The organism is Arcobacter rhizosphaerae (genome assembly GCF_049472155.1).
Lineage (GTDB): Bacteria > Campylobacterota > Campylobacteria > Campylobacterales > Arcobacteraceae > Arcobacter_B.
In genome coordinates, this window is sequence record NZ_JBMOVW010000002.1 from 216,012 (window position 1) to 242,677 (window position 26,666).

Consider the following 26,666-nt stretch of genomic DNA (forward strand, 5'->3'; position numbering starts at 1 on the left):
ATTATTCTAAACCTTGTAATTACTCCTTCTTTTCTCTTTTAACTATAAACTTACAAAACTTTAGATATAATCGCGAATATATAATTAAATAAATAGGATTAGCCTTGCAGAAAAATATTAGAAACTTTAGTATTATTGCTCATATTGACCACGGAAAATCTACATTAGCAGATAGAATTATTCAAGAATGTGGTTCAGTAGCAGATAGAGATATGTCTGCACAAGTAATGGATACAATGGATATTGAAAAAGAGCGTGGTATTACAATCAAAGCTCAAAGTGTAAGACTTGATTATGTTAAAGATGGACAAAACTATGTTCTTAATTTAATTGACACTCCAGGTCACGTTGATTTCTCTTATGAAGTGAGTAGATCATTAGCTTCATCTGAGGGTGCTTTACTTATTGTAGATTCAACTCAAGGTGTTGAAGCTCAAACTATTGCAAATGTTTATATAGCAATGGATAATGATTTAGAACTATTACCAGTTGTAAATAAAATTGATTTACCATCAGCAGATCCAGATAGAGTTCTTGAAGAAGTTGAAGATGCTATTGGACTTGATTGTACTGAAAACAATCTAATCTCAGCAAAAACAGGTTTAGGTGTAAGAGACTTAATTGATTCAATTGTAGATAGAGTTCCTGCACCACAAGGTGATGAAAATGCTCCAACTAAAGCACTTATTTATGATTCTTGGTTTGATAATTATCTTGGAGCCTTAGCACTTGTAAGAGTATATGAAGGAAGTATCAAAAAAGGTCAAATGCTTAAAATGATGAATACTAAAGTTGAACATCCTGTTCTTAACTTAATGTATCCACATCCACTAAAAAGACAAAATACAAATGAAATAAAAACAGGTGAAATTGGAATCGTTGTACTTGGACTTAAAACACTTGATGGTATTGCAGTAGGTGATACTATGACAGATGCAAAAGAGCCAACACCTGAGGCAATTGATGGATTTGAACCTGCTAAACCTTTTGTATTTGCTGGACTTTATCCAATTGAAACTGATAAATTTGAAGACTTAAGAGAAGCTTTAACTAAACTTCAACTAAATGATTCTTCTATTTCTTTTGAACCTGAAAGTTCAGCTGCCCTTGGTTCTGGATTTAGAACAGGTTTCTTAGGTATGCTTCACATGGAAGTAATCAAAGAAAGGTTAGAGAGAGAATTTAATCTTGATTTAATAGCAACAGCACCAACTGTTGTATATGAAGTTTTACAAAAAGATGGAGAGAGAATTGATATTCAAAATCCATCTGAATTACCAGAGCCAAACTATATTGAAACAATTTTTGAACCTTATGTAAAAGCTACTATTTTAGTACCAGATGAGTTTTTAGGAAACGTGATAAAACTTTTAAATGATAAAAGAGGAATTCAAGTAAAAATGGATTATCTTGGAGCAAGAGTATTATTAGAATATGATATTCCAATGAATGAAATAGTAATGGATTTCTATGATAAACTTAAATCAACTACAAAAGGTTATGCATCATTTGATTATGAACCAATTGGATTTAGACCAGGAAATCTTAAAAAATTAGATGTTAGAGTAGCTGGTGATGTAGTAGATGCTTTATCTATTATCGTACCTGAAGAAAAAGCTGTAACAAAAGGTAGAGAGTTTATCAAAGCCTTAAAAGAAATGATACCAAGACAATTATTTGAAGTAGCAATCCAAGCAAGTATTGGTACAACAATCATCGCAAGAGAAACGGTAAAATCAACAGGTAAAAATGTAACTGCAAAATGTTACGGTGGGGATATTACGAGAAAAAGAAAACTATTAGAGAAACAAAAAGCCGGTAAAAAAAGAATGAAAGCTATTGGTAAAGTAAATGTACCACAAGAAGCATTTATGGCTGTTTTAAAAATCTAATTTCTGTAGTTTTAAATTTAAAATAAAAATTATTGATTAACTTAGTCTATTAAGTTTTTCAGTAATTTTAATATTATATACTTTTATAATTTTTTATGTTATTATATTGATTATGAAATGTATCCTATGTGAAAACCTATCTTTTCAAATTATATGTAAAAAGTGTCAAAAGACCCTACTACACCCCTCTTTTCATAAAAGAGAAATTGAAAAAGATTTTTATAACTACTCTTTTTATGCTCTAAGTGATATAGAAGAACTTATTAGTTCAAAATACTATTTTCATGGAGATAGAGTTTTTAATCTTTTAGCTAAGTTATCATTTTATAAATTTGCACAAAATTTCACTTATTTTCAAAATATTCTAGCAATTCCTATTGATGATCATGTTAGGCATGAATTTTCACATACAGCAATATTAGCACGTCATTTAAACTCACAAAATATCAAGCCTAAATACAACTGCTTAAAAGCACAAAACATAGTCAAATATGCAGGAAAAGACCTTGAATTTAGACAGAAAAATCCTCGTAAGTTTAAATGTACAAAAATATCTAATCAAATGACAATTTTATGTGATGATTTAATCACAACAGGTGCTACAATAAAAGAAGCAAAAAAAGCTTTAGAAAAAAGAAATAATCAAGTGTTATTCTCTTTAACCCTAGCTGATGCAAAACTTTAGTATAATAAATTTTTATTAAAGGGTATATATGATAGGAATTATTGATTATAACATGGGAAATTTAGCAAGTGTTTATAATGCTTGTCATCTAATAGATGCAAAAGCTTCGATTGTTAAAGATCCAAATGAACTAAAAAATTTTGATAGAGTAATCTTACCAGGAGTTGGTGCTTTTGCAGATGCAATGCAGCACCTAAATGAGACAGGTATGAAAGAAGCAATTTATGAGTTTTCTAAGACTGGAAAACCTATGATTGGTATTTGTTTAGGTATGCAACTTCTATTTGAGAGTTCACAAGAGTTTGGTCATACACAAGGTCTTGGTTTAATAGATGGGGAGGTTGTAAAGTTTGATAAATCTAAAATGCATGAGGATATAAAAATACCTCACATGGGATGGAATACAATAATAAACAAAGAACACTCTTTATTTGAAGGACTTGAAAATCCATATTTATATTTTGTGCACTCTTATCATGCACAAACAAAAGAAGAGAATATTATAGGTAAAACAGTTTATGGATATGAGTTTGTAAGTGCAGTAAATAAAGATAATGTTTATGGTTTCCAACCACATCCAGAAAAATCTCATGATAATGGTATTAAGATTTTAGAAAACTTTATAAAAATAAAATAGTATTTATATAAAAGGAGTCACAAATGAAAACAATAGCAATAACTGGATCAAGTGGATTTGTAGGAACAAATCTTAAAAGGTATTTTACAAACTTAGGTTATGAAGTATTGCCTATTGCAAGAGGTGACTTATCAAATCAACAAAGATTAGAAGAGATTATAAATCAAAGTGATATAGTAATAAATCTTGCAGGTGCAAACATCATCAATAGATGGAGTGAAAGTTATAAAAAACTACTTTACTCAAGTAGAATTGATACAACACAAGCAATAGTTAAAGCAATAAAAAAAGTTCAAAATAAACCTATACAACTTATATCAACATCTGCAGTTGGTATCTATGATAATAAGCAAACTTATGATGAAAATGGAGTTCATACTAGTGACTTTTTAGGAAAATTAGCTGAGGACTGGGAAGAAGAAGCCTTAAAAGTAAGAAGTGAAAGTACAAAAGTATCTATCTTTAGATTTGGTATAGTCTTAGGAAAAGATGGTGGTGCTTTAGAAAAAATGATTACACCTTTTAAACTTGGACTTGGGGGAGTTATAGGAACTGGGAAACAAGCTTTTAGTTTTATTCATATTGAAGATTTACTAAATGCTTATAAATTTGTAATTGAAAATAATCATGAAGATATTTTCAACCTTACAGCCCCTAATCCAACAACAAATAAAGGTCTAACTCTTGCTTTAGGAAAAACACTAAAAAGACCTACTATACTTCCAGTACCTGAATTTGTTTTAAATATAATATTTAGTGAAGGTGCTAAAGTTTTAACTGATGGGCAAAGTGCTATTCCTAAAAACCTTATGGATTTAGGTTTTGAATTTAAATACAAAACTATTGATGAAACAATAAAAGATTTATGCTAAAAGAAAAGAAGAATTAAAAAACAGGAGATATAAAAAGTATGGATATTTTACCAGCGATTGATTTAAAAGACGGAAAAGCTGTAAGATTAAGTAAAGGACTTATGGATAGTGCAAAAATCTATTCAGATGAGCCTTGGCAAGTTGCAAAAAGATTTGAAGAATTAGGTTCTAAATGGGTTCATGTAGTGGATTTAAATGGAGCATTTGCAGGTGAACCAGCAAACTTAGAGCAAATCAAAAAAATCAAAGAAAATTGTAACTTAAAGATTGAAGTTGGTGGAGGAATCAGGGATGAAGAAACTATCAAAATGTATGTTGAACTTGGAATTGATAGACTTATTTTAGGTTCAATTGCTGTAAAAGATCCACAATTTGTAAAAGATATGGCAGCAAAATATCCTATTGCTGTTGGAATAGATGCTATGAATGGAATGGTAGCTGTTGAAGGTTGGGCAGAAGTTTCAACTATGAAGGCAACTGATTTAGCAAAAGAGTTTGCAAATGCAGGTGTTGAAGCTATTATTTGTACAGATATTTCTAAAGATGGTATGCTTTGTGGTGTAAACGTTGAGTTTACAGAATCAATTGCATTAGCTTCAGGAGTTGATACTATTGCTTCGGGTGGAGTAAAAGATATAAATGACATCACTAACTGTAAAGAAAATGGAAACATTGCAGGTGTTATTGTAGGAAAAGCATTCTATGAGGGTACACTTGATTTAGAAGAAGGTTTTAAAGCCTTATAAAATTTAATATAAGGAAAACTAAAATGTATTTAGTAATTTCTTTAATATTCTCAGCCTTAGCATATACTTTTTTTAGAAAAGACAATATGCAAGGCTTCTATATAAATATAGGTATATCACTAATATTTATAAGCTTACTAATTAAAAATATCATTCAAATGAAGAAAAATAATCATGTCAAATAAAACTAAAATAGATTCAATATATGAAAAACTTGTAAATGAAGAAGATGCTAGAGTTTGTAAAGCAATAGATGAAAGTGCTTGTAAAGTAGTTCCTGGAAACTTTTTTATAACCTTAATAAGCTACTTTTTTAATAAAATAGCAGATGCTGTAGCTAATGCAAAGGTAGTTCTACCTTGGTTGATGGAAAGCCTTAGTGTACCCATGTATTTAATAAGTTTCTTAGTTCCAATAAAAGAGTCTGGTTCATTAATACCTCAACTATTTATTGCTTCATTTATAAGAAAACTGCCTTTTAGAAAATATATATGGTCACTTGGTACTTTTTTACAAGCAGTTTGTATGATTTTAATTGCTATTGTAGCATGGAAGATGGAAGGATTAGATGCTGGATTAACAATTATCGCTTTATTAATTGCGATGAGTTTATCAAGAGGATTATGCTCAGTTGCAGCAAAAGATGTAGTAGGAAAAACTATACCCAAAACCAGAAGAGGTGCACTAAATGGCTACTCGGCAATGCTTTCAAGTATCTTAGTTGTAGCTTTTGGTATATACCTTTTAGTAAATTCACAAAAACCTTTTTCTCCTCAAAACTTTGGAGTTTTATTTTCAATTGCAGGTTTTTTCTGGATATTAGCATCTCTTACATATTTAAGAATAAAAGAGTTTGAAGGAGAAACTGATGGAGGAGGAAATGCTTTTAGCGTGGCTATAAGTAAATTATCAATTTTAAAAACTGATAAACCTTTTAGACTTTTTGTAATCACTAGAGCCTTATTTTTATGTGCTGTTTTAAGTGCACCTTTCTTTGTAGTTATGGCTCAACAAAATAGTGATGCAAATGCCTTTTTATTAGGTCTTTTTATTTTATCAAATGGTTTAGCAGATATGCTTTCAGCAAACTTTTGGGGTAAATTTTCTGATCAATCAAGTAGAAAAGTTATGATACTAGGAGCTAGTATTTCTACATCTATGGGATTTTTAGTTGTAGCTATTGACTTTTTTTATAAAGATTTATTTTCATATATTTGGTTAATGCCTATTATATATTTTATATTAAGTATAGGCTATCAAGGTATTAGAATAGGAAGAAAAACATATATTGTTGATTTAGCTGAGGGAAATAAAAGAACAGATTATGTAGCTGTAAGTAATACACTAATTGGACTTATTCTATTAGCTAGTGGACTTATTGGAGCATTAACTTCATTTATTGGACTTAGTGGTGTTATTTTAGTTTTATCTATTATTGGATTAATAGCAATTATTTTAGCAAATAAGCTACCTGAAGTACAAGAAGATTAATACTCTATCTTCTTAATCTTCAAGCATAGTATAATGAAGTTCCAATCCATTTGAAGTTGCTACGAAACCATTTACATTAATACTTCCATCATGTACCATTTTATGATGTTCTTTACAAAGTGGAATAAGATTGTATTTATGATTTGCGTTTATATGCTCAATAAATCCATCTTTATTTGCTTTTGCTTGTTCTTTTATGTGATGAACATCATCACAAGCTTTGCCACATATCACACAAGTTGAAGCAAATACATTTTTATTGTATTTAGATGTTTTTCTATGAGTAAGTCTTTCTATTTTATCATAATCATCTGTTAATCTTTTTCTTATATCATTTGCAACACTCAAAAACTCTTTATCCATGTGAAGTGATCTTGCATACTCTAATCCATACATAGATGAACCACTACCAAATGCTAATTTCCTATCAAAAATAAGTTTATCTTCATCATCTTTATACATTACAGATAAATGTAAAGAGATAATATTTTTAAGTTGTTGAATCTCTTTTATCTCTGGAAGTTGGTGTAAATGTGTCGCAAATACAAAAATTGATTCTAATTTTGCTAGTTTTAAAATAGCACTTGCTACTATACTTAAGCCACTCATTGTTTCAGTAGAATGAGAAATTTCATCTCCTAAAATAAGTGACTTTTTACTTGCTCTATTGAAAATATTTTTTAGCTCCAACATCTCAACTGCAAAAGAAGATAAACCTTTTGCTATATTATCAGCACCACTAATTCTAGTATATACAGCATCAAAGATTGAGAATCTCATAGATTTTGCAGGTACATAAAAACCTGCTTGAGCTAATATAACTGCTATTCCGATTGATTTCATAAGTGAGGATTTACCTGATGAATTAATACCATAAAGTAAAACTCCATGCATTTTATTATCTTTGATATTAACTGGATTTGAGTTTTTGATAATCACATTATCTTTATACTCTTTTGAAGCATAAGATAGCTGTCCTAAGATAATATCATTTGGTACATAAATACCTTGATCTTCATTTGCTTCAATAATAGGATGTCTTAAATCAATAAGTTCAATAAAGTTCTCTTCATCTTTAGTTTTTACAATCTTTGGACAAGTATAGTTATACTTTTTTGCTGTTTTTATATTTGATACTGTTAAATCTACCTCTGCAATAAACTGAACCAACTCTTCTAAAAGTTTCGAAAACTTCTTTTCAAATTCAAGTAGTTTATCTTTAAATACAAGTTTATTTAATTCAACTATTTTTTTCAAATTATGAACATATTTATCACTTACACTCTCACTTAATCTACAAAATATCTTAACAGAATTTGTTTGCATTTTTACTGTAAAATCTTTAAATAAAAGTAAATCATCATCTATAATTATATGAGAATTTAACAATTCTTCTTTTATAAGATTAAATCTATTTTTAGTCATTGAAAGAAAAAAGCCTTCTTTATCAAGTCTATTTATACTAACAAAATTTGAGTCGTCTTTTGCATTTAAAAATCTTAAAATATGTTTTCTAAGAAGTTCTAACTTTGAATAAAGTTCAATATTTTCATTATTCAACTCATCAATTTGAGCATTTATTCCCTCACAAACCATATTTGATTCAACATCTTTTAACATATATTTACCAGATACTGTTAAATCAAACGTTGAATCAATTGATTGAATAAATAAACTAAGTTCTGAACTACTACACGGAGGTGTTAAAAACTTGTAGTTTTCCATAAAGGTTACAACTTCTTTTATACTAAGAAGAGAATCATATAAATAGTTTAATTCAAAAGGATGAAGTCTGCTTAGTTTAATTCTTCTAGTTAATCTTTCAATATCATAAATATTTGCTAATTCATTCTCTATAGGCCCGTGATAATCAAATAGTTCTTTTGAAAGATTAAACCTTCTTAATATTTCTTTTGTATCTTTTACAGGATGAGTAAGTCTTTCTTTTAAAAGTCTTTTTCCCATTGCTGTTGAAGTATTATTCATCAGTTTTATTAAACTTGGGTTATGACTAGTTTCAATTATATTTAACTGTTCTAGTGCATTGTTTCCTAAATAGATATATTTTCCTACATCAAGTTTTTGAGGGAGAGAAAGTTTTTGAACTATATTTGAGTCATGTCCTATTACAAAATCAATTAAAATAGCTAATGCTTCTGTACTTAGAGGAACTCTTTCCATATCCAAATGCTCAATTGAAGTTAATAAAGACTGAATATCAAAAACATTTTTAAATAATTCATTTTGATAATTTATTTTTGGTCTAAAAGAACCTATATGAAAAGTTTTTAGGTTTAACTCTAAATAATCAATTACTTCTTTTTGATTTATATTTTTATCTGCAAAACTTACAATTACTTCATTAGTTTTGTGCATATTCATATAATTAAATACTTCATCTAAAGCATAAAACTTATCTTCACTTGTCCCATGAACTTCATTATAATAACACTTTCCAGTAGTTACATCAATAGCACTATATCCAACTAAATAAATACCTTTTATTTGTTCAATCACTAAAGAAGTAATATTATTTTCATCTTGGTCTATTACAAAATCAAAATTTGTTCCAGGGCTTACTACAGTATCTAAATACCTTGATACTTTAGGAGGTAAACCCTTTTGTTTTATAACTACTACTGTATATTTTTGTTCACTTATTATTCTTGATAAATGTTTCTCAAAGGATATAGCAGGAACTCCTGCCATAATGGGATTTTCAGGAGAGTTTTCTAGGATTGTTTTATTTTTTCTTGTTAATTGAATATTTAATAGTTCAGCTATTTCCTTAGCTTTCCCTATTTGCATTTCATCATTATTAACTTCATAAACTTCAAAAAAAGTTCCTATTTCCATAAGAACTACAGTATTCTCTCCATACTTTTTTTCAAATAGTTCTTGAAGTTTAAAATATGTAATAGTTAATAATGTTTTTTTATCAGCTAAAAGTTCTGCTACTTCTTCTCTCACTTTACTTTCTAACTCCTGTCCAATCTCTTATTTGCTTTCTTTGTTCTTTTGTAAGATCAGCTTCTTCATGAAGCCAAAGATATGAATGTAAGGGCATTACAGCATATACTGTTCTATAAATACCTTTTAACTTTTTGTTTTTTTCTTCTTGCGAATAAGCTTCCCATTCAGAAAAATTCAACCATTTTCTTCCATCATTTACATGTTCACTAATAATCCAAGAAAAGGGTGCAATTTTAGAATACCAAGGCCAATTTACATTATTAGAATGACAATCATAACAAGACTGCTTAAACATTGTCATTATTTCAGAAGGAGCTTGGATTTCTAAAGATTTATCGATAGGAAAGTTTTTTTGTTCAGTTTGTATAAATTGCATTACAATAAATACAATAAGAAAAATCAAAAGTGTTCTTTTCATAAAACCTACTCATACATTAAATTATATGGTCTTTTTAATTCTTCTATAAAATAAGATACAGAGATATTTCTTCCATATCTCCTAAACTCATGAGTATCAAAATAAACCAATATTGTAGGTATAGAAAATACCGTAAAATGGCTTGTAATTTCTTTATATAAATCAGTTTTTACTTCATAGATTTTAAACTTTGAAAAGTTCTTTTTTACTTCTTCTTCAATTTTGGGTTTTAATACTTTACAAACAGAACAATTTTCACCAGAGAAATATATCAATACAGGTTCCCCTGTATTAATACTATTTTGAAGTTGTATCAGATTCGTTACTTGTATCATTTTCAATTTCTTTATTATCTTGCTCATCAATATTTACTTCATAAGCTTTTTCTCTAAAAATATCTTCTTTACTTAAAGAAATACCTTTCATGTGAGTTAGAGGGAAAGCAAAAGCAATTCCTTTTCCAGTAGTTGTAATATGTAAAGAATGAATTATTGATTTAATTACCTCATTTACTAAATACTTAGGTAATAAAAATAAAAGTAAAGTATCATTTGCTTCAAAGTTTGTTCTATAGAAATTGGCCATTTCTTCTAAACCTATTCCATCAGCTCTTAAAACTGTAACTCCAGAAGCTCCTGCTTTATGTGCTGCAGAAATTGCATCAAGCTTTTTATCAACTGGAACTATTATAACAACAGCACTAAACTCTAAATCTAATGAATGTCTCACTGATGAACCATCAATATTAACAGTTGCTAAATCCATATTCTCAGCATCAATTAATGCATCTTTTAATAACTCTTCTTTTTCAATTTCAGTATCTGATTTTACACCAATTTTCTCAGTAATAATACCATACAACATCACTGTAATCATTGGAAATAATGAAGCAAAAGCAATAAGACCAAAACCATCAATTAGTGGACTTCTTCCTTCAATATTTGTAGCAAGTCCAATTCCAAGTGCTGCAACCAAAGGAACTGTTACAGTTGATGTTGTAACTCCACCACTATCATAAGCAATAGGAATAATATATTTAGGTGCAATAAATGTAAGAATAATTACTACCATATATCCAACAATAATATAGTAATGAATATGTCCTCCATCTACAATTCTAAAGGCTCCTAAAGCAATACCAATAGCAACACCAGAAGCTACAAATATTCTTAAAATAAAGTCATTAATTTTACCATCTGAAATATCTTTTGCTTTTTTAGCAATTGCCATAAGTGCAGGTTCTGCCATTGTAGTTGAAAATCCAATAGCAAAGGCAAAAGCATAAATCATCATTACAGAATCAGATTTAGTTAATTGATAAGCCATAGTTTCACCTAATGTGAAAAGCCCCATTTCAAGTCCAAGAATAAAAGCATCTAAACCTAAAATAACTAAAACAAAACCTAAAAGTACTGTTTTAAGATTTTCAATTCTCTTTTTTAATACAGCATATTGAAAAAATAAAATAATAAATAAGATAGGTGCTACATCTTTTACAACATTTGCTAATCCTATTAATAGTGAAGAAAAAGAAATTGTAGCATTACTCGATACAGTAGCTTCAACAGCAACAGTTGCTACATCTTTTGCATCTACTAAATTGTAAACTGCTATTCCATAAATTTGTACGAAAATCATAGGAGTTAAAGAAGCAAAAGCAATAAGACCAAAACCATCAACAACAGGGTTTCTACCTTTAATAGTTGTTGCAAGTCCAATTCCAAGTGCTGCAACTAAAGGAACTGTTACAGTTGATGTTGTAACTCCACCTAAATCATACGCTAAACCAATAATTTCTTTTGGTGCAAAAAAAGTAACACTTACAACTAATAAATATCCAGCAATGATATAATAGTGAATAGGATGTCCCTTATAAATCCTAAAAACACCTAAGAAAATAGCAAACCCAACAGAACCTGCAACAACAAGTCTAAGCATAGTTGCATCAATACGACCACTAGAAATCGAAGCTGCTTTATCAGCAATTACAGCAAGTGCAGGTTCTGCAATAGTTGTACCAAAACCGATTAAAAAAGCAAAAAATAGTACCCAAAGCATTGTACCATGCTTTGCGAAATCCCTTGCTAAACCTTCACCTACAGGGAAAATACCAATTTCAAGTCCCTGTAAAAAAATTGCTAAACCTACTCCAACAATACCTAATCCAATCGCAGTGCTTACCCAACCATCAGGTATAGCTTGAATAATTGCTAGTTGAAAGAAAAGAATAACTACAACAATAGGAATTAAATCCCTAAATGACTCTTTTAATAGCTTCAAAAAGAAGTTAAATTGCATCATATATTTTATGTCTCCTACTAATTCTAAAATTATTAATAATTTTAGTTAATAGTTCTATTTTACATTGTTTTTACTGAATTGTGGGATAAAGTTTAAAGGCTTTTGTGAGTTATTTTTAAATATACAAGAAATTATTATAAAGTAGAAGAACTACTTTATAATATTAAACTTGATGCTCACTTTTTTTGGCTAATCTCTCTTTTTGAGAAAGGTAAGAGTTTACACTTCCTAAATAAGCTTTTGCTGTTGCTAACATTGTATCAATACTTAATCCATGTCCAACAAAAGAAGGTGAATTTTCATCAAAAATTACTCTTGTTGTAACTTTTGCAAGTGCATCTTTTCCTTCTGTAACAGAAGTTACATTATAGCTTTGTAAACTACCATTTATTCCTGTTAATCTATCTATTGTTTTAAAGATTGCATCCATTGTACCTTCACCAATATTTGCATCTTGCATAACTGTATTATTATGTTTAATTGATACTGCTGCCATTGGCATTCCATTTGAACAGTCAGAAATTTGTAATCCTACTAATTCATAAGTTTTATCAGAGTTTAATGACTCATCAGTTATTAACATTCTAATATCATCATCAGTAACATCTTTTTTCTTATCAGCTAAGACTTTAAATCTTTCAAAGGCAGAGTTTAACTCTTCATCACTTACCTTATCAAATCCTAAATGTACAATCTTATCTCTAAATGCTGCTCTTCCTGAATGTTTTCCTAAAATTAATGTTGATTCTTTAAATACACCTACATCTTCTGGTTTCATAATCTCATAAGTCTCTTGATGTTTTAATACACCATCTTGATGAATTCCACTTTCATGAGCAAAGGCATTTTTACCAACAATTGCTTTATTTTGTTGTGGTTCAACACCAGTTATTGTAGCAACTAATCTTGAAGTTGGATAAATCTCCGGAGTATTTATATTTGTATATAAACCACCAAAAGCATCACTTCTAGTTTTAATAGCCATTACAGCTTCTTCTAATGATGAATTTCCAGCTCTTTCACCTAAACCATTAATTGTTACTTCAATTTGTCTAGCACCATTTTCAACTGCTGATAAAGTATTTGCAGTTGCTAAACCTAAATCATTATGATTATGAACAGAAATAATTGCTCTATCTCCTGCAAAATCTGATAATTCTTTAACCATTGCACCTAATTCATGTGGTAATCTATACCCAACTGTATCAGGTAAATTAATTGTAGAAGCTCCAGCATTTATAACTGCATCCATTACTTCTTTCATAAATGGAATTTCAGATCTTCCTGCATCTTCTAATGAAAATTCAACATCATCAACAAATGTTCTTGCATATTCAACTGCATGAACTGCTCTTTTAATAACCTCTTCTGGGCTCATTTTTAACTTATATTGCATGTGAATAGGACTAGTAGCAATAAAAGTATGTATTCTATGTAAAGGAGCTTTTGAGACTGCTAAACCTGATTGTTTTATGTCATTTTCAATAGCTCTACTTAAAGAACAGATAGAAGAATTTTTAACCTGTTCTGCTATTCTTGAAACTGCATCAAAATCCCCTGGACTTGCAGCTGCAAAACCAGCTTCTATAACATCAACACCTAACTTTTCTAATTGTAACGCAACTTTTATCTTTTCTTCTGTATTCATCGAACAACCAGGAGATTGTTCACCATCTCTTAATGTAGTATCAAAAACTATAATTTTATTTTTATCCATTGTATTTACCCTTTAAAATATACAATATTATATCTTTTTTTATTTTATAAAAAAGAAAACTATAACGGTTTAATTTATATTTGAATTATTTAAATATATGAAGTCTAATTTGATTAAAATTAGAGAGAGATTTTAAGTAGAAGAAGAGAGTTAACACTTTTTATAAAATGATTGTTGTAAAAATCAAAAATTTTCATTTTCTCTCCTGAATAAATTAATTGGCTTAAGTATAATTAATAAAACAAGATTTGTCAAGACTATTTTGAGTTATTTGATAAATAAACTTGATTTCTACCATTTATTTTTGCTTTATATAGTGCTTTATCAGAAGCTCTATATAATTGTTCTTGATTTTCAATATGTTCTGATTTTTGAACAACTAAACCTGCTGAAATAGTTACAAATTTACTTGCTGTATTTTGATTATGCTCAATTTTTAAATTTTCAATATTTCTTACAATTTTTTGTGCATAAATCATTGATTCATCAATATCTAAATTCGAAAATATTATACAGAACTCTTCCCCTCCCATTCTAAACACATAATCAGTTGCTCTTGAAGTAGTTTCTTCTAAGTTTTTAGCTATTTGCATTAAGATATCATCCCCTTTAGGATGTCCGTAGGTATCATTATATTTTTTAAAATGATCAATATCTAAAGATAAAAGACTTAAATAAATTCCTTCTCTTTTAACTCTTCTAATTTCTTTTTCAATTGTTTCATTAAAAAACCTTCTATTATATAGTTTTGTTAAGTCATCTTGTATTGATAGTAATTCTAATTTTTTGTTATCTGTAAGGTCTTGTCTAATTGCAGTATAATTAACTATTTCACCATTATTAAAAACAGGAGTAATTGTAAGTTTTGCCCAATAAATATCTCCATTCTTCTTTTTATTTTTAATCTCTGAAGAAAAAGTTTTACCTGAAATAATTTGACTCCACATATTTTCATAGAATTCATCAGGAGTATCTTCATGTCTTAAAAGAGAATGTTTGCTCCCTATTAATTCTGTTTTTGAGTAACCTACAAATTCACAAAAAGCAGAACTTACATCAATAATTTTTCCATCTTTATCAGTAATAGAAAGAAGTACATTTTCATCAACTATTTCTAAAAGATTATCTTTTTCAAAAAGTTGATCTCTTAAATGTGTAGTTAAAAAACAATCTTGAATATCATAAATTAATTGCATTAAATCAATAGGTTTAATTACAAATTTATTAACTTGAAGTTCAATTGCTTTTAAAAAATAATCTAAATCAGAATAAGCTGTAGTTACAATAACGGGTAAACTTCTCTTATTGATTTTTTTTAACATTTCAATACCATTCATTTTTGGCATCTGAATATCTGTAATAATTAAATCAGGGTTTATTTTATAAAAAAGTTCTAAGCCTTCTTCACCATTTTTAGCAGTATAAAAATTTGGTATATTTCTATTAAAAAAATAAGTTACTTCATCTCTAATCATATCTTCGTCTTCTACATAAAGTACAGTAAGACTTGACAACAATTCTTTATTAATTTTCTTCATTATTTTTGGCTATACCTAATTATTTTATTAATTTTAACATTAATAATATTAAGATTATCTATATTTAAGCTTATATTTTTTTTAAATTGAAATATAACTTTATTTTATAAACACCTATTATAATTATAAGTTTTTTCTTTTTAACTTTTATTCTTTCTAATAAAATTTGAAATTGCATAAAAGTCTATAGTAGGTAAAATATTCTTAGTTATAGTCTTAAAATTCTCTTCTTTCTTTTTTATTATTATATTCTTTTTATACAATATAATTTGTTAATAGAAATGATATATAATTTTATATTTTAATAAGAAATTTTTATTTTGTAACTATTTTTCTTCATATAAAGGAATACTTATAGTAAATATTGCACCATTATCATCATTCATAACTTCTAATTTACCATCCATATTTTGTTCAACTATAATTTTTGACATATAAAGACCTATTCCCGTTCCCTTACCTTCTTCTTTTGTAGTAAAATAAGGATTAAAAACTTTATCCATTATCTCAAGAGGTATTCCACCTGCATTATCTTGAATTATAACAATTCCATATTTTTCACTTTTTTGTAAAGAAATTGTTACTAAACCATTTTTTACTTTATTTTCTACTATTGCATCTTTTGCATTATTTAAAACATTTAAAATAGTTTGTGAAAACTCATTATCAAAACCATATACATTTATATCAATAAAATGATTATGTTTTATATCAATTTCATAATGTTTAAATGCAGATTCTACTAATAAACTTGATTTTAATACTAATTCTTTTAAATTAAAACAAGCTTTCTCTTTTGTAGGTTTAAAAAAGTTTCTAAAGTCATCAATAGTTTTTGACATATTTTTAGTTAAAGTATTAACTTTGTCAATAGATCTTTGCATAAACTCATCATCAAGTTCTCCCATTTGGTAAGAAAAATGAATATTTTGCATTACTAATCCTAAAGCATTTAAAGGTTGTCGCCATTGATGTGCAATATTTCCAATCATTTCACCCATTGCTGCTAATTTAGATTGTTGTATAAGAATTTGCTCTTGTTCTTTTTGTTTATTAATTTCTTCTTTAACTCTAAATTCAAGATTATCATTTAGATTTCTTAACTCTTTTGTTCGTTCATATACTCTTAATTCCAAATCATCATGCGATTTCTTTAATTTTTGCTGTGATTGTTCTAAGTTATCAACCATTTTGTTGAAACTCTTTGTAAGTCGGCCAATTTCATCAGAAGAGTTTATTTCAACTCTTTTACTTAAATCTCCATTTGAAATAATTTCTGATACTTGTTCTAATTTTACAATAGGTTTACTAACCATTTTAGCTATATAGTATGAAACAAAAAATGCAACAATAAGCATAGTAATAGCTAAATACATAAATTGCTTATACATACTATTTAATTTTTTATCATATTCATCTAAAGAAAGTTCTAAATCAATCCAACCCCATTTAATACCAGAAAGAATAATAGGATATTTATAAGCAAACACATTTTTTTGTGCAAATTTTGAATACATAATACTAGCTTCTTCTTCAAAATCAAAGTTTTGTTCAATATTTTTTTCTACACTCCATTTTGTCTTAGTTACAATAATACTATTACCATTTTTTCTTGAAATACTTAAAGTTTGGAGTTCTTTTGATGTTTGAATATACTCATAAGAAAATTCTAAAAGCTTTATTTCATCATCAATTACCATATAATCTGTATTTACATAAGTAATAGAAGAAGCAATACTTTTTGCATTTGATTTAAGATTATCAAGTATAGATTTTTTTTGTAATTCTACTGCTTGATAAGAAAAGACTGATAATACTGCAAAAATAGAAATAAATATCAGTAAAAATACTTTAGTTATAATACTTTTCATTTATATTTCTTTTTTAAAAACTCATATTCTCTATAATAATTTTTTAATCCAGTTAAAGAGTTTTTTTCAACTTTAAAAACAGAATCAAATTTTAAAAGTTCAATAATTTGTCTACTTCCTTTTAATTCTTTAAGATTTTCACTAAGCTCAAAAAAAGTATCTATAGATGTTTTATTAGCATATTTAGAAAAAAATCCTATAAAAGGTAAATGTTTTTGTTTTGTTTCTTCTATAATTTTTATTTTATCTAATATTCCAGGGTTTAATTCAATCATTGTATCCCATGTTTTTTTTGTAACTACTGCTAAATCCCTTTTCTTAAAAAATACATTTAGTAAAGCAGTTGATTCTTTAGAAGCTAGATGCACTTCTGAAAATATATCTTTATATGAAGCTTTAAAATAAACTAAAGAATTTTTATCTAACCAAATACTACCAACATTGTCAGTTATATTAATACTAATTGATTTATTTTTTATATCTTTAAAACTTTTAATACCACTATCCTTAGATGTTATAAGATAATACTTAATATATCTATCTTTACTCATTGCAATAGACCATAAATTAATGGCATCTTTATTAATTTCAGATTCATATTTAAAATAAAAAGGAAGATTTAAAACAATCATTTCTACTTTACCTTTTTTAAAATCATTGTATAGAACTCTATCATTATCGTAGAACCTCAAAGTTAATTTTCCTTCATAAGATTCTGCAATATCTTCCAGCCATGTTTTCATAGCCACTCTTGCATCTTTAAATCGGTTTAAAATAGTTCCATTTTGAGTAAAACCATAAGTAGATTCAAATTTGTAATTTTTATCACTTGAATATAAGTTAAGGGTTAAGCTTAGAATAATTATTGTTTTAAGTAAGAAAGTCAAATTTTGCCTAAATATTTTATATTATATAAAAAATTATAGTAAATAAAAAGTAAGCTTTAGCTTACTTTTTATAGAAGATAAACTCTTAAATATCTATTTAATCATTTTTAGATTCTGTATTTTCTTCTTTATTTATCTTCTCTTCATTGTCTATTTGTTGAGTTTCTTCTGATTCTACATTATCTTTGATTGGTCCTGAATGTAAATCTTCATCTTCAAAAACTTCTCCACCATTTTCTTTGATAATTTCTCTTACTCTTTGTCCTGAAATAACTTCAATTTCTAATAACTCTTGTGTCATTTGTTCAATTGCTTCTTTGTTATTTCTTAGAGCTTGAAGAACAGCCTCATATCTTTCATTAAGTACTGATTTTACATGTTCATCAAGATTTTTAGCCATATCATCAGAGAAGTCTTTTTGAGTTTGACCACCTAAGAATTGATTTTGTCTTTTTTCTAAAACCATAAGACCAGCAACATCACTCATACCATAAATTGAAGCCATTGACTTAATAATATCAGTAGCTCTCTCAAGGTCATTACCTGCACCAGTTGAAATTTCACCAATAAATACTTCTTCAGCAGCTCTACCACCTAATAATGTATCAACTTCTGCAATTAACTCATGCTTTTGCATTAAGTATTTATTTTCTTCTGGAGTATTTAATGTATACCCAAGTGCCGCTAAACCTCTTGGAACAATAGATACTTTATTTACTTTCTTAGCACCTTTTGTAATCTCTGCAATTAATGCATGACCTGACTCATGATAAGCTACAATTTCTCTTTCTTTTGGAGAAATTCTTCTTGATTTTTTCTCTAATCCAGCAATTTGTCTCTCAACTGCTTCTTTAAAATCACTTGGTTCAACTTGATCTTTTTTTGCTCTACCTGCAAGTAATGCAGCTTCATTAATAATATTTGCTAAATCTGCACCTGCAAGTCCTGCTGTCATTTTAGCAACTTCTTTTAAATCAACATTATCACCTAATTTTACATCTTTAATATGAACTTTAAGAATTTCAATTCTTCCTTCATAATCAGGTTTATCAACAAGTACTTGTCTATCAAATCTTCCTGGTCTTAATAATGCTGGATCTAATACTTCTGGTCTATTTGTCGCTGCAAGTACAATAACAGGAGCAGCCTCAGTTGAGAAACCATCCATTTCAGCAAGTAATTGATTTAGAGTTTGTTCTCTCTCATCATTACCACCCATTGGTCCACCACTTGCTCTACTTTTACCAATTGCATCAATCTCATCAATAAAAATAATTGCAGGAGCAGACTTTTTTGCTTGTTCAAATAAATCTCTAACTCTTGACGCACCAACTCCAACAAACATTTCAATAAATGCAGAACCAGATACAGATAAGAACTCAACATCTGCTTCACCAGCAACTGCTTTTGCTAATAATGTTTTACCAGTTCCAGGAGGTCCTACTAATAAAACACCTTTTGGAATTTGAGCTCCAAGTTTTACGTATCTTTCTGGATCAGATAAGAAATCAACTACTTCTTGTACTTCTTCTTTAGCTTCTTTATTTCCAGCCATATCTTCAAATTTTACTTTTGGTTTTTCAGAATTAATCATCTTTTTAGAAGACCCTATTCCAAGAATTCCTCCTGAACCACCACCCATCGATTTTTGCATTCTTTTTGCAATAAACATCCAAATAGCAAAGAAAATAAAAATAGGTAAAACCCAACCAAAAAGAATATCAGCTAATACATTCTCTTCATTTACTCCACCATAAGCAATTCCATTTTTTTCTAATGTAGGAATTAACGTATCATCAGGAATAACTCTTCTTGCAGTATAAGTAATAACTTGATTACCATTTTTTGAAATAGCTTTAACTTGAGTATTACCAATTCCAACATACTCAATTTTTCCAGTTGAGATTAATTGTTTTAAATCAGAATATGGAACAGTTTTATTTTTTGATTGTCCAAATGCTGCTACTTGTGAATTTGAAGATCCCATTTGATCTTCTGGAAATAATGCTTTAAAAGCAAAAATTGTAACTATTGAAAAAATTACAAATACTAATAATGGATTATTATTAAAAAAGTTGTTATTATCTCCACCATTATTGTTATTTTGAGGTTTATTATTCATAAACTATGACTCCTTATTTTTATATACTATTGTAACCCATTCATTTTTATGGATTAACTCTATTTGTTCTAAATTTTTAAATCTACTTTGAACTCTAGCAAGGTGTTTATCTAAAATACCTGAAATTATTAAAATACCTTCGTCTTTTAAACATTTTTTTAAGTCACCTGCAATCATACTTAAAACATCAGCAACAATATTAGCAATTACTACATCATATTTTTCTTTTGCTAAATTAGCAGATCCAATCCATGAATTATTAAAACTTGCATCATTTAACTTAAAATTTGATTGAGTATCTTTAATACATACTTCATCTGTGTCACAGATATCAACACTACACTGTTTTTTAGCAGCAGCAACTGCTAAGATACCACTTCCAGTTCCAACATCTAATACACTTTGCTTATTTAGTACATATTTATCAATAGCTTCTATACAAGAAGATGTAGTTTCATGATGACCTGACCCAAAAGATAATGCAGGATCGATAATGATATTTATTTTGTCATCATTTTTTTCTTCCCATGATGGTCTAATAAAATAATTACCTATTTGAACTGATTTAACAGATTCTTGATACTGCTTTATCCAGTCAATATTTTCTTTTTTTAAACATGTAGTTTGGCAAGTTATATCAAGTGCTTGAGCAAACTTTTGTATTCCTACTTCTACATCAGCTAAATCATCTTCACTTCTAGCTATTAATGTACCATCAAGCTCTTCAATAGCTTGATTAGTTAAAGAACTAAGTAAATCTAAAAAAAGTTCGTAGTTTTTTTCTGGTTTTATTGTTAATTCATAATAATATTCAGACAAATATATCCTTTATAGTTTATACGATTTGAATTATCTCTCGTAAAAATAAGATATTTTATCTAAATAACTTTTTGAATATAATTAAGAGTCTTAAAAGAAGTTCTCTATCATATCTCTCATAACAGTTTTATCTGAAACTCGATTTATAATATCTCTGAATTCATGGGCACCTTTGTAACCTTTTGAATAAGAGTGTAAAAGTTTTCTAAACATTAAAGCTCCATGTTCTCCATGGAAATCTAAAGTAGAATCAAAGTGTTCTAAAATAATTTCTTTTTTCTTTTCTTCTGATATATCTTCAATACCATGCTTTAATTGATAAAATATCCAAGGTTTACCAATAGCACCACGACCTATCATAACACCATTAGCTTTTGTATATTCTAAAACTTCTTTTGCTTTTTCATAGTCTTTTATATCACCATTTGCTATTACGGGAATAGAAACAGCTTCTACCATTGCTTTAATTGCATCATAATCAACTGGTGCTTTATATTTTCCTGCTCTTGTTCTTCCATGAACTGAAACAAAATCAACTCCACAAGCTTCAACAGCTTTCCCAATTTCAACTGGTATTTTTTCATTTACTCCAAGTCTAACTTTTGCTGTTGTATATTGCTTTTTAGAATATTTTTTAACTGTTGATAATATTTCTTCAAGTTTTTTTAAATCTCCTAAAAGATTTGAACCTGAACCATGATTGAAAACTTTTGGGGCAGGACAACCACAATTTAAATCAATACCATCAATACCATCTATATCATTAAGTATTTCTACTGCATCTCTTACTAATTCAGGTTTATTACCTGCAATTTGCACAATATAAGGATCTTCACTTGGAGACTTTTCAATCATTCTTAAAGTTTTTTCTGATTTATATACTAATGCATTTGAAGAAATCATCTCAGATATTGTAATATCTGCACCAAATTTTTTTACTACAGATCTAAAAGGTAAATCTGTATACCCAGCTAGTGGTGCTAATACCACTAGAGGTTTGCTAAAATCTATTTTATTTTTCATTATTTATAAGAAATTGACTCTAAATCGTAGTGTTTACCTGCATCTTTTAACTCTAATAAAGCTTTGAATGCAGTATATTCATTATCAGCAGTTGGTGCTATAACATCTCTAATTTTATCAATCATTTCATATTCAAATAATACATGTAAATAAGCAGGTGTTGCTTCATCAAGTTCAGATGAAAGCTTTTCAAATAATGCAATAATTTGATCTGGCTGTAAAATAGCCTCATAGTTTTTAGCTAAAGACATATAATCTTCTTTTGTATAATTTAAATCTTTTACTATTTTTAAAATCTCTTCAGGTGTAAATCCAAACTCATTGTTTGCTGCATCTTTTTCAAAAAGTCTTTTTGCTAAGTGTTTATCAAGCTTTATGTTTTTATAAATCTTTTTAACTGTAGTCATACTTTTTTCTTCAAGTACTTTTTCAAATGCAGCTTTAACCACATTTTCTGAATAATTTTCATTTTTCTTAACTACATCAACAGCAAAATCAGGCTGTTCATTTACCTTATTTATTAAATTTCTATTATTTATAGAAGAAATTTCACTAAATTTAATATTTTTATCAGCAACATGTTTACCAGCATTTATATCTTGAATAGCTGCAACAGTTTTATTTAGTTCTTCATCATTTGATGAGAATGTTTTATCTTTAACACTTAAGTTAAATTGATTAAGAATAGAAGCTAAGTTTTTGAAACCTTTTGTCTTAAACCTTTTGTTGAAACTTTTCTCTAATAAATTTGATTTAATCATATTTATCATAGTTTCATGATCTTTATCAATAGCTCTTTGTTTAAATATATTTAGTAAACCATAAAACACTATATGTCCTATTGTTGCGATAAATAATATTACTAAAGGTACTATAATCCAAGCTGCAACTGGTAAAGTAAGTGAAATATCAAGTATTGTAACTTTATAATTTCCCAACTCTAAACTAAATGCATAACCATAAACAGCTATGATAAATATCACAGAAAAAATAACATATTTCTTAAAACCCATCTCTAATCCTTTTTACTATTTTTCTACTTCGTAAATCTCTCTACATGGTGTACAAAATTTTGCAAATGGTTTTGCTCTTAATCTACCAATTGCAATTGATTCATCACACATTTCACAAACACCATAAGTGCCTTTTTCAATTCTTTTTAGAGCATCTTCTATTTCTTCAAGTTCTTTTACTTGTTGGTTAGCAATAATACCTTCTTTAAAGCTATCACTAGAAACTTCAGCATAATCAAACTCATCATTACACTCAGCATTTTTCAAAGAGTTGATACTTTCTCTACTATCATTAATACTATTAGTAATTAATTCTTTTCTTTCAAGTAAAGTCTGTTTTAATTCCTCAATCTGTTTTGTATTTGCCACTTAATATACCCTTATTTTTAAATTTTGAAATTATACAAAAATTTATATAATATATAAGTTATTTATGATATGGATGATTATTATTTATGCTTAATGCTCTAAAGATTTGTTCCCCTAAAACTAAATTAGCAACTTTATGAGCCATTGTTAAATCACTCAAAGATATTATACTATCACATTTCTTTAGAAACTCTCTTTGAAAACCATACGCTCCACCAATAAAGAAATTTATTTCATTTTTACCCTCAATTATGTTAGCAAATTTAAAAGAATCTACTTTTTTTCCTAAAACATCTAAAGCTACATTATAACCTTTTAATAAAGGTTCATAGGCCTCACTATAAGATTGTTGTGCTTCTTTTTCACCTATATTTTGTGCTTTTGAAATAGTTTTATTAAAAATATAATGAAATTCAACTTTTGCATATTTCGATGACATTTTTAAAAATTCATTTACTAATTTATCAAATTCATCTTTTGAAGGTTTTGCTATCATATATACATTTATTTTCTGCAAAGTTAATCCTTAATATTTGAATAAATATCAGAACCAACTACATTGAAACTAACATTTTTTATTTTATCATCTATCTTTACCCCACCAATAGCACAAACTGGATGTTTAGATATTTTTGCTAAATATGTAATCTTATCTCCTAAAAGAGTTGAGACATTTTTTGTAGTTGTATTTCTATAAGCACCTAATCCAATCATATCTAAGTCTAAATCATTTGCTTCCAAAATTTCAACTTCATTATGGGTTGAAAGACCTAAAAGTTTTTTACCAATTTTATTTCGTATTAATTTAATAGCTATTTTTTTATTAGCATGGATTTTTTCAAAATCTTCTTGCCCCAAATGTAAACCATCTGCAAATTCTATTAAATCAATTTTATCATTAATAAGTATAGGTATATTTAAACTTTTTTTTAAATAAATCAAATTTTCTTTTTGGATAGAATTAGAAGATATTTTATCTCTATATTGTACAATTTTTACATCAAGATTTTTACATATTTGAACAAATTTTTCAAGAGTTAAAGATTTTTTTTGTAGAGTTTCATAATCACATAAAACATAAAGAAGGTTTGAAGCTTTAAGCTCAAAGCCTAAAACTTCTTCAAAATTACTCATCATTAGTTAGCAATTTTCTCTTTTTTAAACATAGTAAGTAAATCAGCTAATGTTTTTTTCATTTCACTTCTATTTACAACCATATCTATTGAACCTTTTTCAAGTAAGAACTCAGCTCTTTGGAAACCTTCTGGTAAATCAGCTCCAATTGTTTGTTTAATAACTCTTTGTCCTGCAAATCCAATTAAAGCACCTGGTTCAGCCATTATAATATCACCTAAAAATGCAAAAGAAGCAGAAACTCCACCCATTGTTGGATCAGTTAATACTGATATATAAGGAAGTTTTGCATGATCTAATCTTTTTAATGCAGCTGATGTTTTAGCCATTTGCATTAATGCAAAAGTTGATTCTTGCATTCGGGCACCTCCCGAAGCTGATACAATAATTAAACCTTGATGTTTTTCGATAGCTCTATCAACTGCTCTTACGATTTTTTCACCTTCAACTGAACCTAATGAACCACCCATAAATGAGAAATCAAATACAACAATTTGTACAGGAATTTCATTTATAGTAGCTTCACCACTTACAACAGAAGAAGTTCTGCCTGTTTTCTTTTCAGCTTGTTCTACTCTTTTTTTATAAGAAGTCTTATCAACAAATTTTAAAGGATCATTAGGTTTTAAATCTTCATCATATTCAACAAAACTATCTTTATCAGTTAATATTTCAATTCTTCTTTTTGCCCCAACTCTCATGTGAAAGTTACATTTTGGACAAATATTATCTTGATTTTCCACCTCTTTAAAAAACATTAAAGAACTACATTCTGGACACTTTACCCAATGACTTGGAGCATCTTTTTTTGTAGGTTGTTCTTTTGAACTACTATCAAAAGAAATTTTGCTAAATAAATTTTTTAAATCCATTTTTGACCCTTTTTTTGTAAATTATAAATTATTAAATTTGTCTAATTCGTCTAATTTTTCCCAAGGATAATCACTTTGACCAACTTGACCTCTTGATGCAACATCTGCATAAAGGAATGTTTGTGCACTTGGCTTATCTAAATTAAACTTTTCAGTTATCCATCTTGGTGTTAATGGAAAATTCTCCATAACAAAAGTAGATAACTTATCATCATCATATTTAGTATATGTTCCATACGTATCAACTGATACAGAAGTTGGTTTAGCAACTCCAATTGCGTATGAAATCTGTACTAAAGCTTTTGTAGCAAGTCCAGCTGCAACTATATGTTTAGATAACCATCTAGCTGCATATAAACCACTTCTATCAACTTTAGTATAATCTTTAGAACTTTGAGCTCCACCACCAATAGGTGCATATCCACCAAATGAGTCAACAATAAGTTTTCTTCCTGTTAATCCACTATCGTGTAATGATGAATGATTTACATATCTTCCTGTTGGATTAATATGAATAATTGTTTTTTCTTTATCATACATAGATGTAGGTAATCCAGTATCATCAATTAAACCTTGAATTAACTCTCTTACTTCTGTTATTGGCATACCTTCAACAGAAGGTGCACTTACAACTATTGTATGAATTTTTTGAGGTTTACAATTCTCAAAATTTTCTTTTGTTCCATAATCAACTGTAACTTGTGTTTTAATATCAACTCCAAGTTTATGATTATGTTTTAAAGCATAATTATATACTTTATCACATAACATTCTTGCATAAGTTATGGCTGCAGGCATATAATCTGCTGTTTCTGTAGATGCAAAACCAAACATAATTCCTTGGTCGCCTGCACCTATTTCACCAGTTTCTTGATCAACACCTTGACCAATATCTGCTGATTGTTGATTTAATAAAACCTGAACTTTCACATCATCAGGGTGTAAACACTGTTCATTAGTAAATGATGATTTTCCATCATAACCAATTTTAGCTAGTGCTTCAAGTACAATCTTTTCATAATCTTCATTAGTTAATTGACAATTTGATTTTACTTCTCCACCAATAACGATATCTTTTCCTGCTACAAATACTTCTGATGCGACTCTACTATTTGAGTCTTCAATAATTAATTTATCAACAATTGAATCAGCAATAATATCTGCACATTTATCTGGGTGTCCAGGGCTTACAACTTCACTTGTAAATAAATACTGTGTCTTGTTTTCCATTTTTGTTTTCCATCCTTTTGTTTTCCAAAGAACAATGTCTTATTGTTTTCCATTCT

Annotated in this window: 24 protein-coding genes; 7 read left to right on the plus strand and 17 right to left on the minus strand. The window is 28.1% G+C overall.

From position 1 onward, the window contains the following. The first annotated feature begins 104 nt into the window (after window positions 1-104). The 7 genes from lepA (at window position 105) to ACH5BH_RS04185 (ending at window position 6,323) form a co-directional block, all read left to right on the plus strand. Window positions 105-1,892, plus strand: coding sequence for a translation elongation factor 4 (gene lepA, locus ACH5BH_RS04155; protein ID WP_404307312.1), 1,788 nt, complete (start codon window positions 105-107; stop codon window positions 1,890-1,892). A 112-nt stretch (window positions 1,893-2,004) separates the two neighbouring features. Beyond that, the gene (locus ACH5BH_RS04160; RefSeq protein WP_423297552.1) at window positions 2,005-2,577 is read left to right on the plus strand and encodes a ComF family protein; all 573 of its coding nucleotides are present in this window, start codon (window positions 2,005-2,007) and stop codon (window positions 2,575-2,577) included. 28 nt (window positions 2,578-2,605) lie between these two features. Beyond that, a complete protein-coding gene (gene hisH, locus ACH5BH_RS04165) occupies window positions 2,606-3,214 on the plus strand; it encodes an imidazole glycerol phosphate synthase subunit HisH (protein ID WP_404307317.1) in 609 nt (202 codons plus the stop codon). 23 nt (window positions 3,215-3,237) lie between these two features. After that, window positions 3,238-4,086 carry a TIGR01777 family oxidoreductase gene (locus ACH5BH_RS04170; RefSeq protein WP_423297553.1) on the plus strand — a complete coding sequence of 283 codons (849 nt, stop codon included), beginning with the start codon at window positions 3,238-3,240 and terminating at the stop codon, window positions 4,084-4,086. 38 nt (window positions 4,087-4,124) lie between these two features. Beyond that, entirely contained in the window at window positions 4,125-4,832 is a 708-nt protein-coding gene (gene hisA, locus ACH5BH_RS04175; protein ID WP_404307321.1) for a 1-(5-phosphoribosyl)-5-[(5-phosphoribosylamino)methylideneamino]imidazole-4-carboxamide isomerase, read from the plus strand. 23 nt (window positions 4,833-4,855) lie between these two features. Continuing rightward, window positions 4,856-5,017, plus strand: a complete 162-nt coding sequence (gene ypmT / locus ACH5BH_RS04180) for a protein YpmT (protein WP_423297554.1) — start codon at window positions 4,856-4,858, stop codon at window positions 5,015-5,017. Continuing rightward, window positions 5,007-6,323 (plus strand): MFS transporter, encoded by a 1,317-nt coding sequence (locus ACH5BH_RS04185; RefSeq protein ID WP_423297555.1) that lies wholly within the window; start codon window positions 5,007-5,009, stop codon window positions 6,321-6,323. Before ypmT ends, ACH5BH_RS04185 begins: the two co-directional genes overlap by 11 nt. A gap of 12 nt (window positions 6,324-6,335) precedes the next feature. On the opposite strand, the gene ACH5BH_RS04190 is transcribed toward ACH5BH_RS04185, so the two are convergent. The 17 genes from ACH5BH_RS04190 to metK all read right to left on the minus strand — a co-directional run bounded on the left by ACH5BH_RS04190 (window position 6,336) and on the right by metK (window position 26,610). Continuing rightward, window positions 6,336-9,293: a MutS-related protein gene (locus ACH5BH_RS04190; protein WP_423297556.1), complete on the minus strand. Its 2,958-nt coding sequence runs from the start codon at window positions 9,291-9,293 to the stop codon at window positions 6,336-6,338. 1 nt (window position 9,294) lies between these two features. Beyond that, window positions 9,295-9,714 (minus strand): heme-binding domain-containing protein, encoded by a 420-nt coding sequence (locus ACH5BH_RS04195; RefSeq protein ID WP_404307329.1) that lies wholly within the window; start codon window positions 9,712-9,714, stop codon window positions 9,295-9,297. A gap of 5 nt (window positions 9,715-9,719) precedes the next feature. Beyond that, a complete protein-coding gene (locus ACH5BH_RS04200) occupies window positions 9,720-10,049 on the minus strand; it encodes a thioredoxin family protein (protein WP_404307331.1) in 330 nt (109 codons plus the stop codon). Beyond that, window positions 10,012-12,015, minus strand: a complete 2,004-nt coding sequence (locus tag ACH5BH_RS04205; RefSeq protein ID WP_423297557.1) for a DUF1538 domain-containing protein — start codon at window positions 12,013-12,015, stop codon at window positions 10,012-10,014. Before ACH5BH_RS04205 ends, ACH5BH_RS04200 begins: the two co-directional genes overlap by 38 nt. A 163-nt stretch (window positions 12,016-12,178) precedes the next feature. Continuing rightward, entirely contained in the window at window positions 12,179-13,732 is a 1,554-nt protein-coding gene (locus tag ACH5BH_RS04210; protein WP_423297558.1) for a 2-isopropylmalate synthase, read from the minus strand. A gap of 257 nt (window positions 13,733-13,989) precedes the next feature. Beyond that, entirely contained in the window at window positions 13,990-15,270 is a 1,281-nt protein-coding gene (locus tag ACH5BH_RS04215) for a GGDEF domain-containing response regulator (RefSeq protein WP_423297559.1), read from the minus strand. Window positions 15,271-15,596: 326 nt separating this feature from the next. Beyond that, window positions 15,597-17,141 (minus strand): ATP-binding protein, encoded by a 1,545-nt coding sequence (locus ACH5BH_RS04220; protein ID WP_423297560.1) that lies wholly within the window; start codon window positions 17,139-17,141, stop codon window positions 15,597-15,599. Continuing rightward, window positions 17,138-18,028, minus strand: coding sequence for a PhnD/SsuA/transferrin family substrate-binding protein (locus tag ACH5BH_RS04225; protein WP_423297561.1), 891 nt, complete (start codon window positions 18,026-18,028; stop codon window positions 17,138-17,140). Before ACH5BH_RS04225 ends, ACH5BH_RS04220 begins: the two co-directional genes overlap by 4 nt. A gap of 97 nt (window positions 18,029-18,125) precedes the next feature. After that, window positions 18,126-20,150 carry an ATP-dependent zinc metalloprotease FtsH gene (ftsH, locus tag ACH5BH_RS04230; protein WP_423297562.1) on the minus strand — a complete coding sequence of 675 codons (2,025 nt, stop codon included), beginning with the start codon at window positions 20,148-20,150 and terminating at the stop codon, window positions 18,126-18,128. A 3-nt stretch (window positions 20,151-20,153) separates the two neighbouring features. After that, window positions 20,154-20,969 carry a 50S ribosomal protein L11 methyltransferase gene (locus ACH5BH_RS04235; RefSeq protein ID WP_423297563.1) on the minus strand — a complete coding sequence of 272 codons (816 nt, stop codon included), beginning with the start codon at window positions 20,967-20,969 and terminating at the stop codon, window positions 20,154-20,156. A gap of 90 nt (window positions 20,970-21,059) precedes the next feature. Then, window positions 21,060-21,992, minus strand: coding sequence for a tRNA dihydrouridine synthase (locus tag ACH5BH_RS04240; RefSeq protein WP_404307347.1), 933 nt, complete (start codon window positions 21,990-21,992; stop codon window positions 21,060-21,062). After that, on the minus strand, window positions 21,992-23,005 hold the full coding sequence (locus ACH5BH_RS04245) for a hypothetical protein (protein ID WP_404307349.1): 1,014 nt from the start codon (window positions 23,003-23,005) through the stop codon (window positions 21,992-21,994). Before ACH5BH_RS04245 ends, ACH5BH_RS04240 begins: the two co-directional genes overlap by 1 nt. 15 nt (window positions 23,006-23,020) lie before the next feature. After that, the gene (gene dksA, locus ACH5BH_RS04250; RefSeq protein WP_404307351.1) at window positions 23,021-23,374 is read right to left on the minus strand and encodes an RNA polymerase-binding protein DksA; all 354 of its coding nucleotides are present in this window, start codon (window positions 23,372-23,374) and stop codon (window positions 23,021-23,023) included. Between the two features lie 58 nt (window positions 23,375-23,432). Continuing rightward, window positions 23,433-23,891 carry a 23S rRNA (pseudouridine(1915)-N(3))-methyltransferase RlmH gene (locus ACH5BH_RS04255; RefSeq protein ID WP_404307353.1) on the minus strand — a complete coding sequence of 153 codons (459 nt, stop codon included), beginning with the start codon at window positions 23,889-23,891 and terminating at the stop codon, window positions 23,433-23,435. 2 nt (window positions 23,892-23,893) lie between these two features. Next, complete coding sequence (locus ACH5BH_RS04260; RefSeq protein ID WP_404307355.1) at window positions 23,894-24,511, minus strand: thiamine phosphate synthase; 618 nt, start codon at window positions 24,509-24,511, stop codon at window positions 23,894-23,896. Further along, window positions 24,511-25,380, minus strand: coding sequence for an acetyl-CoA carboxylase, carboxyltransferase subunit beta (gene accD, locus ACH5BH_RS04265; protein WP_404307357.1), 870 nt, complete (start codon window positions 25,378-25,380; stop codon window positions 24,511-24,513). The genes ACH5BH_RS04260 and accD overlap by 1 nt, the downstream gene beginning before the upstream one ends. Window positions 25,381-25,401: 21 nt before the next feature. Beyond that, on the minus strand, window positions 25,402-26,610 hold the full coding sequence (metK, locus tag ACH5BH_RS04270; RefSeq protein ID WP_404307359.1) for a methionine adenosyltransferase: 1,209 nt from the start codon (window positions 26,608-26,610) through the stop codon (window positions 25,402-25,404). Between the last annotated feature and the right edge of the window lie 56 nt (window positions 26,611-26,666).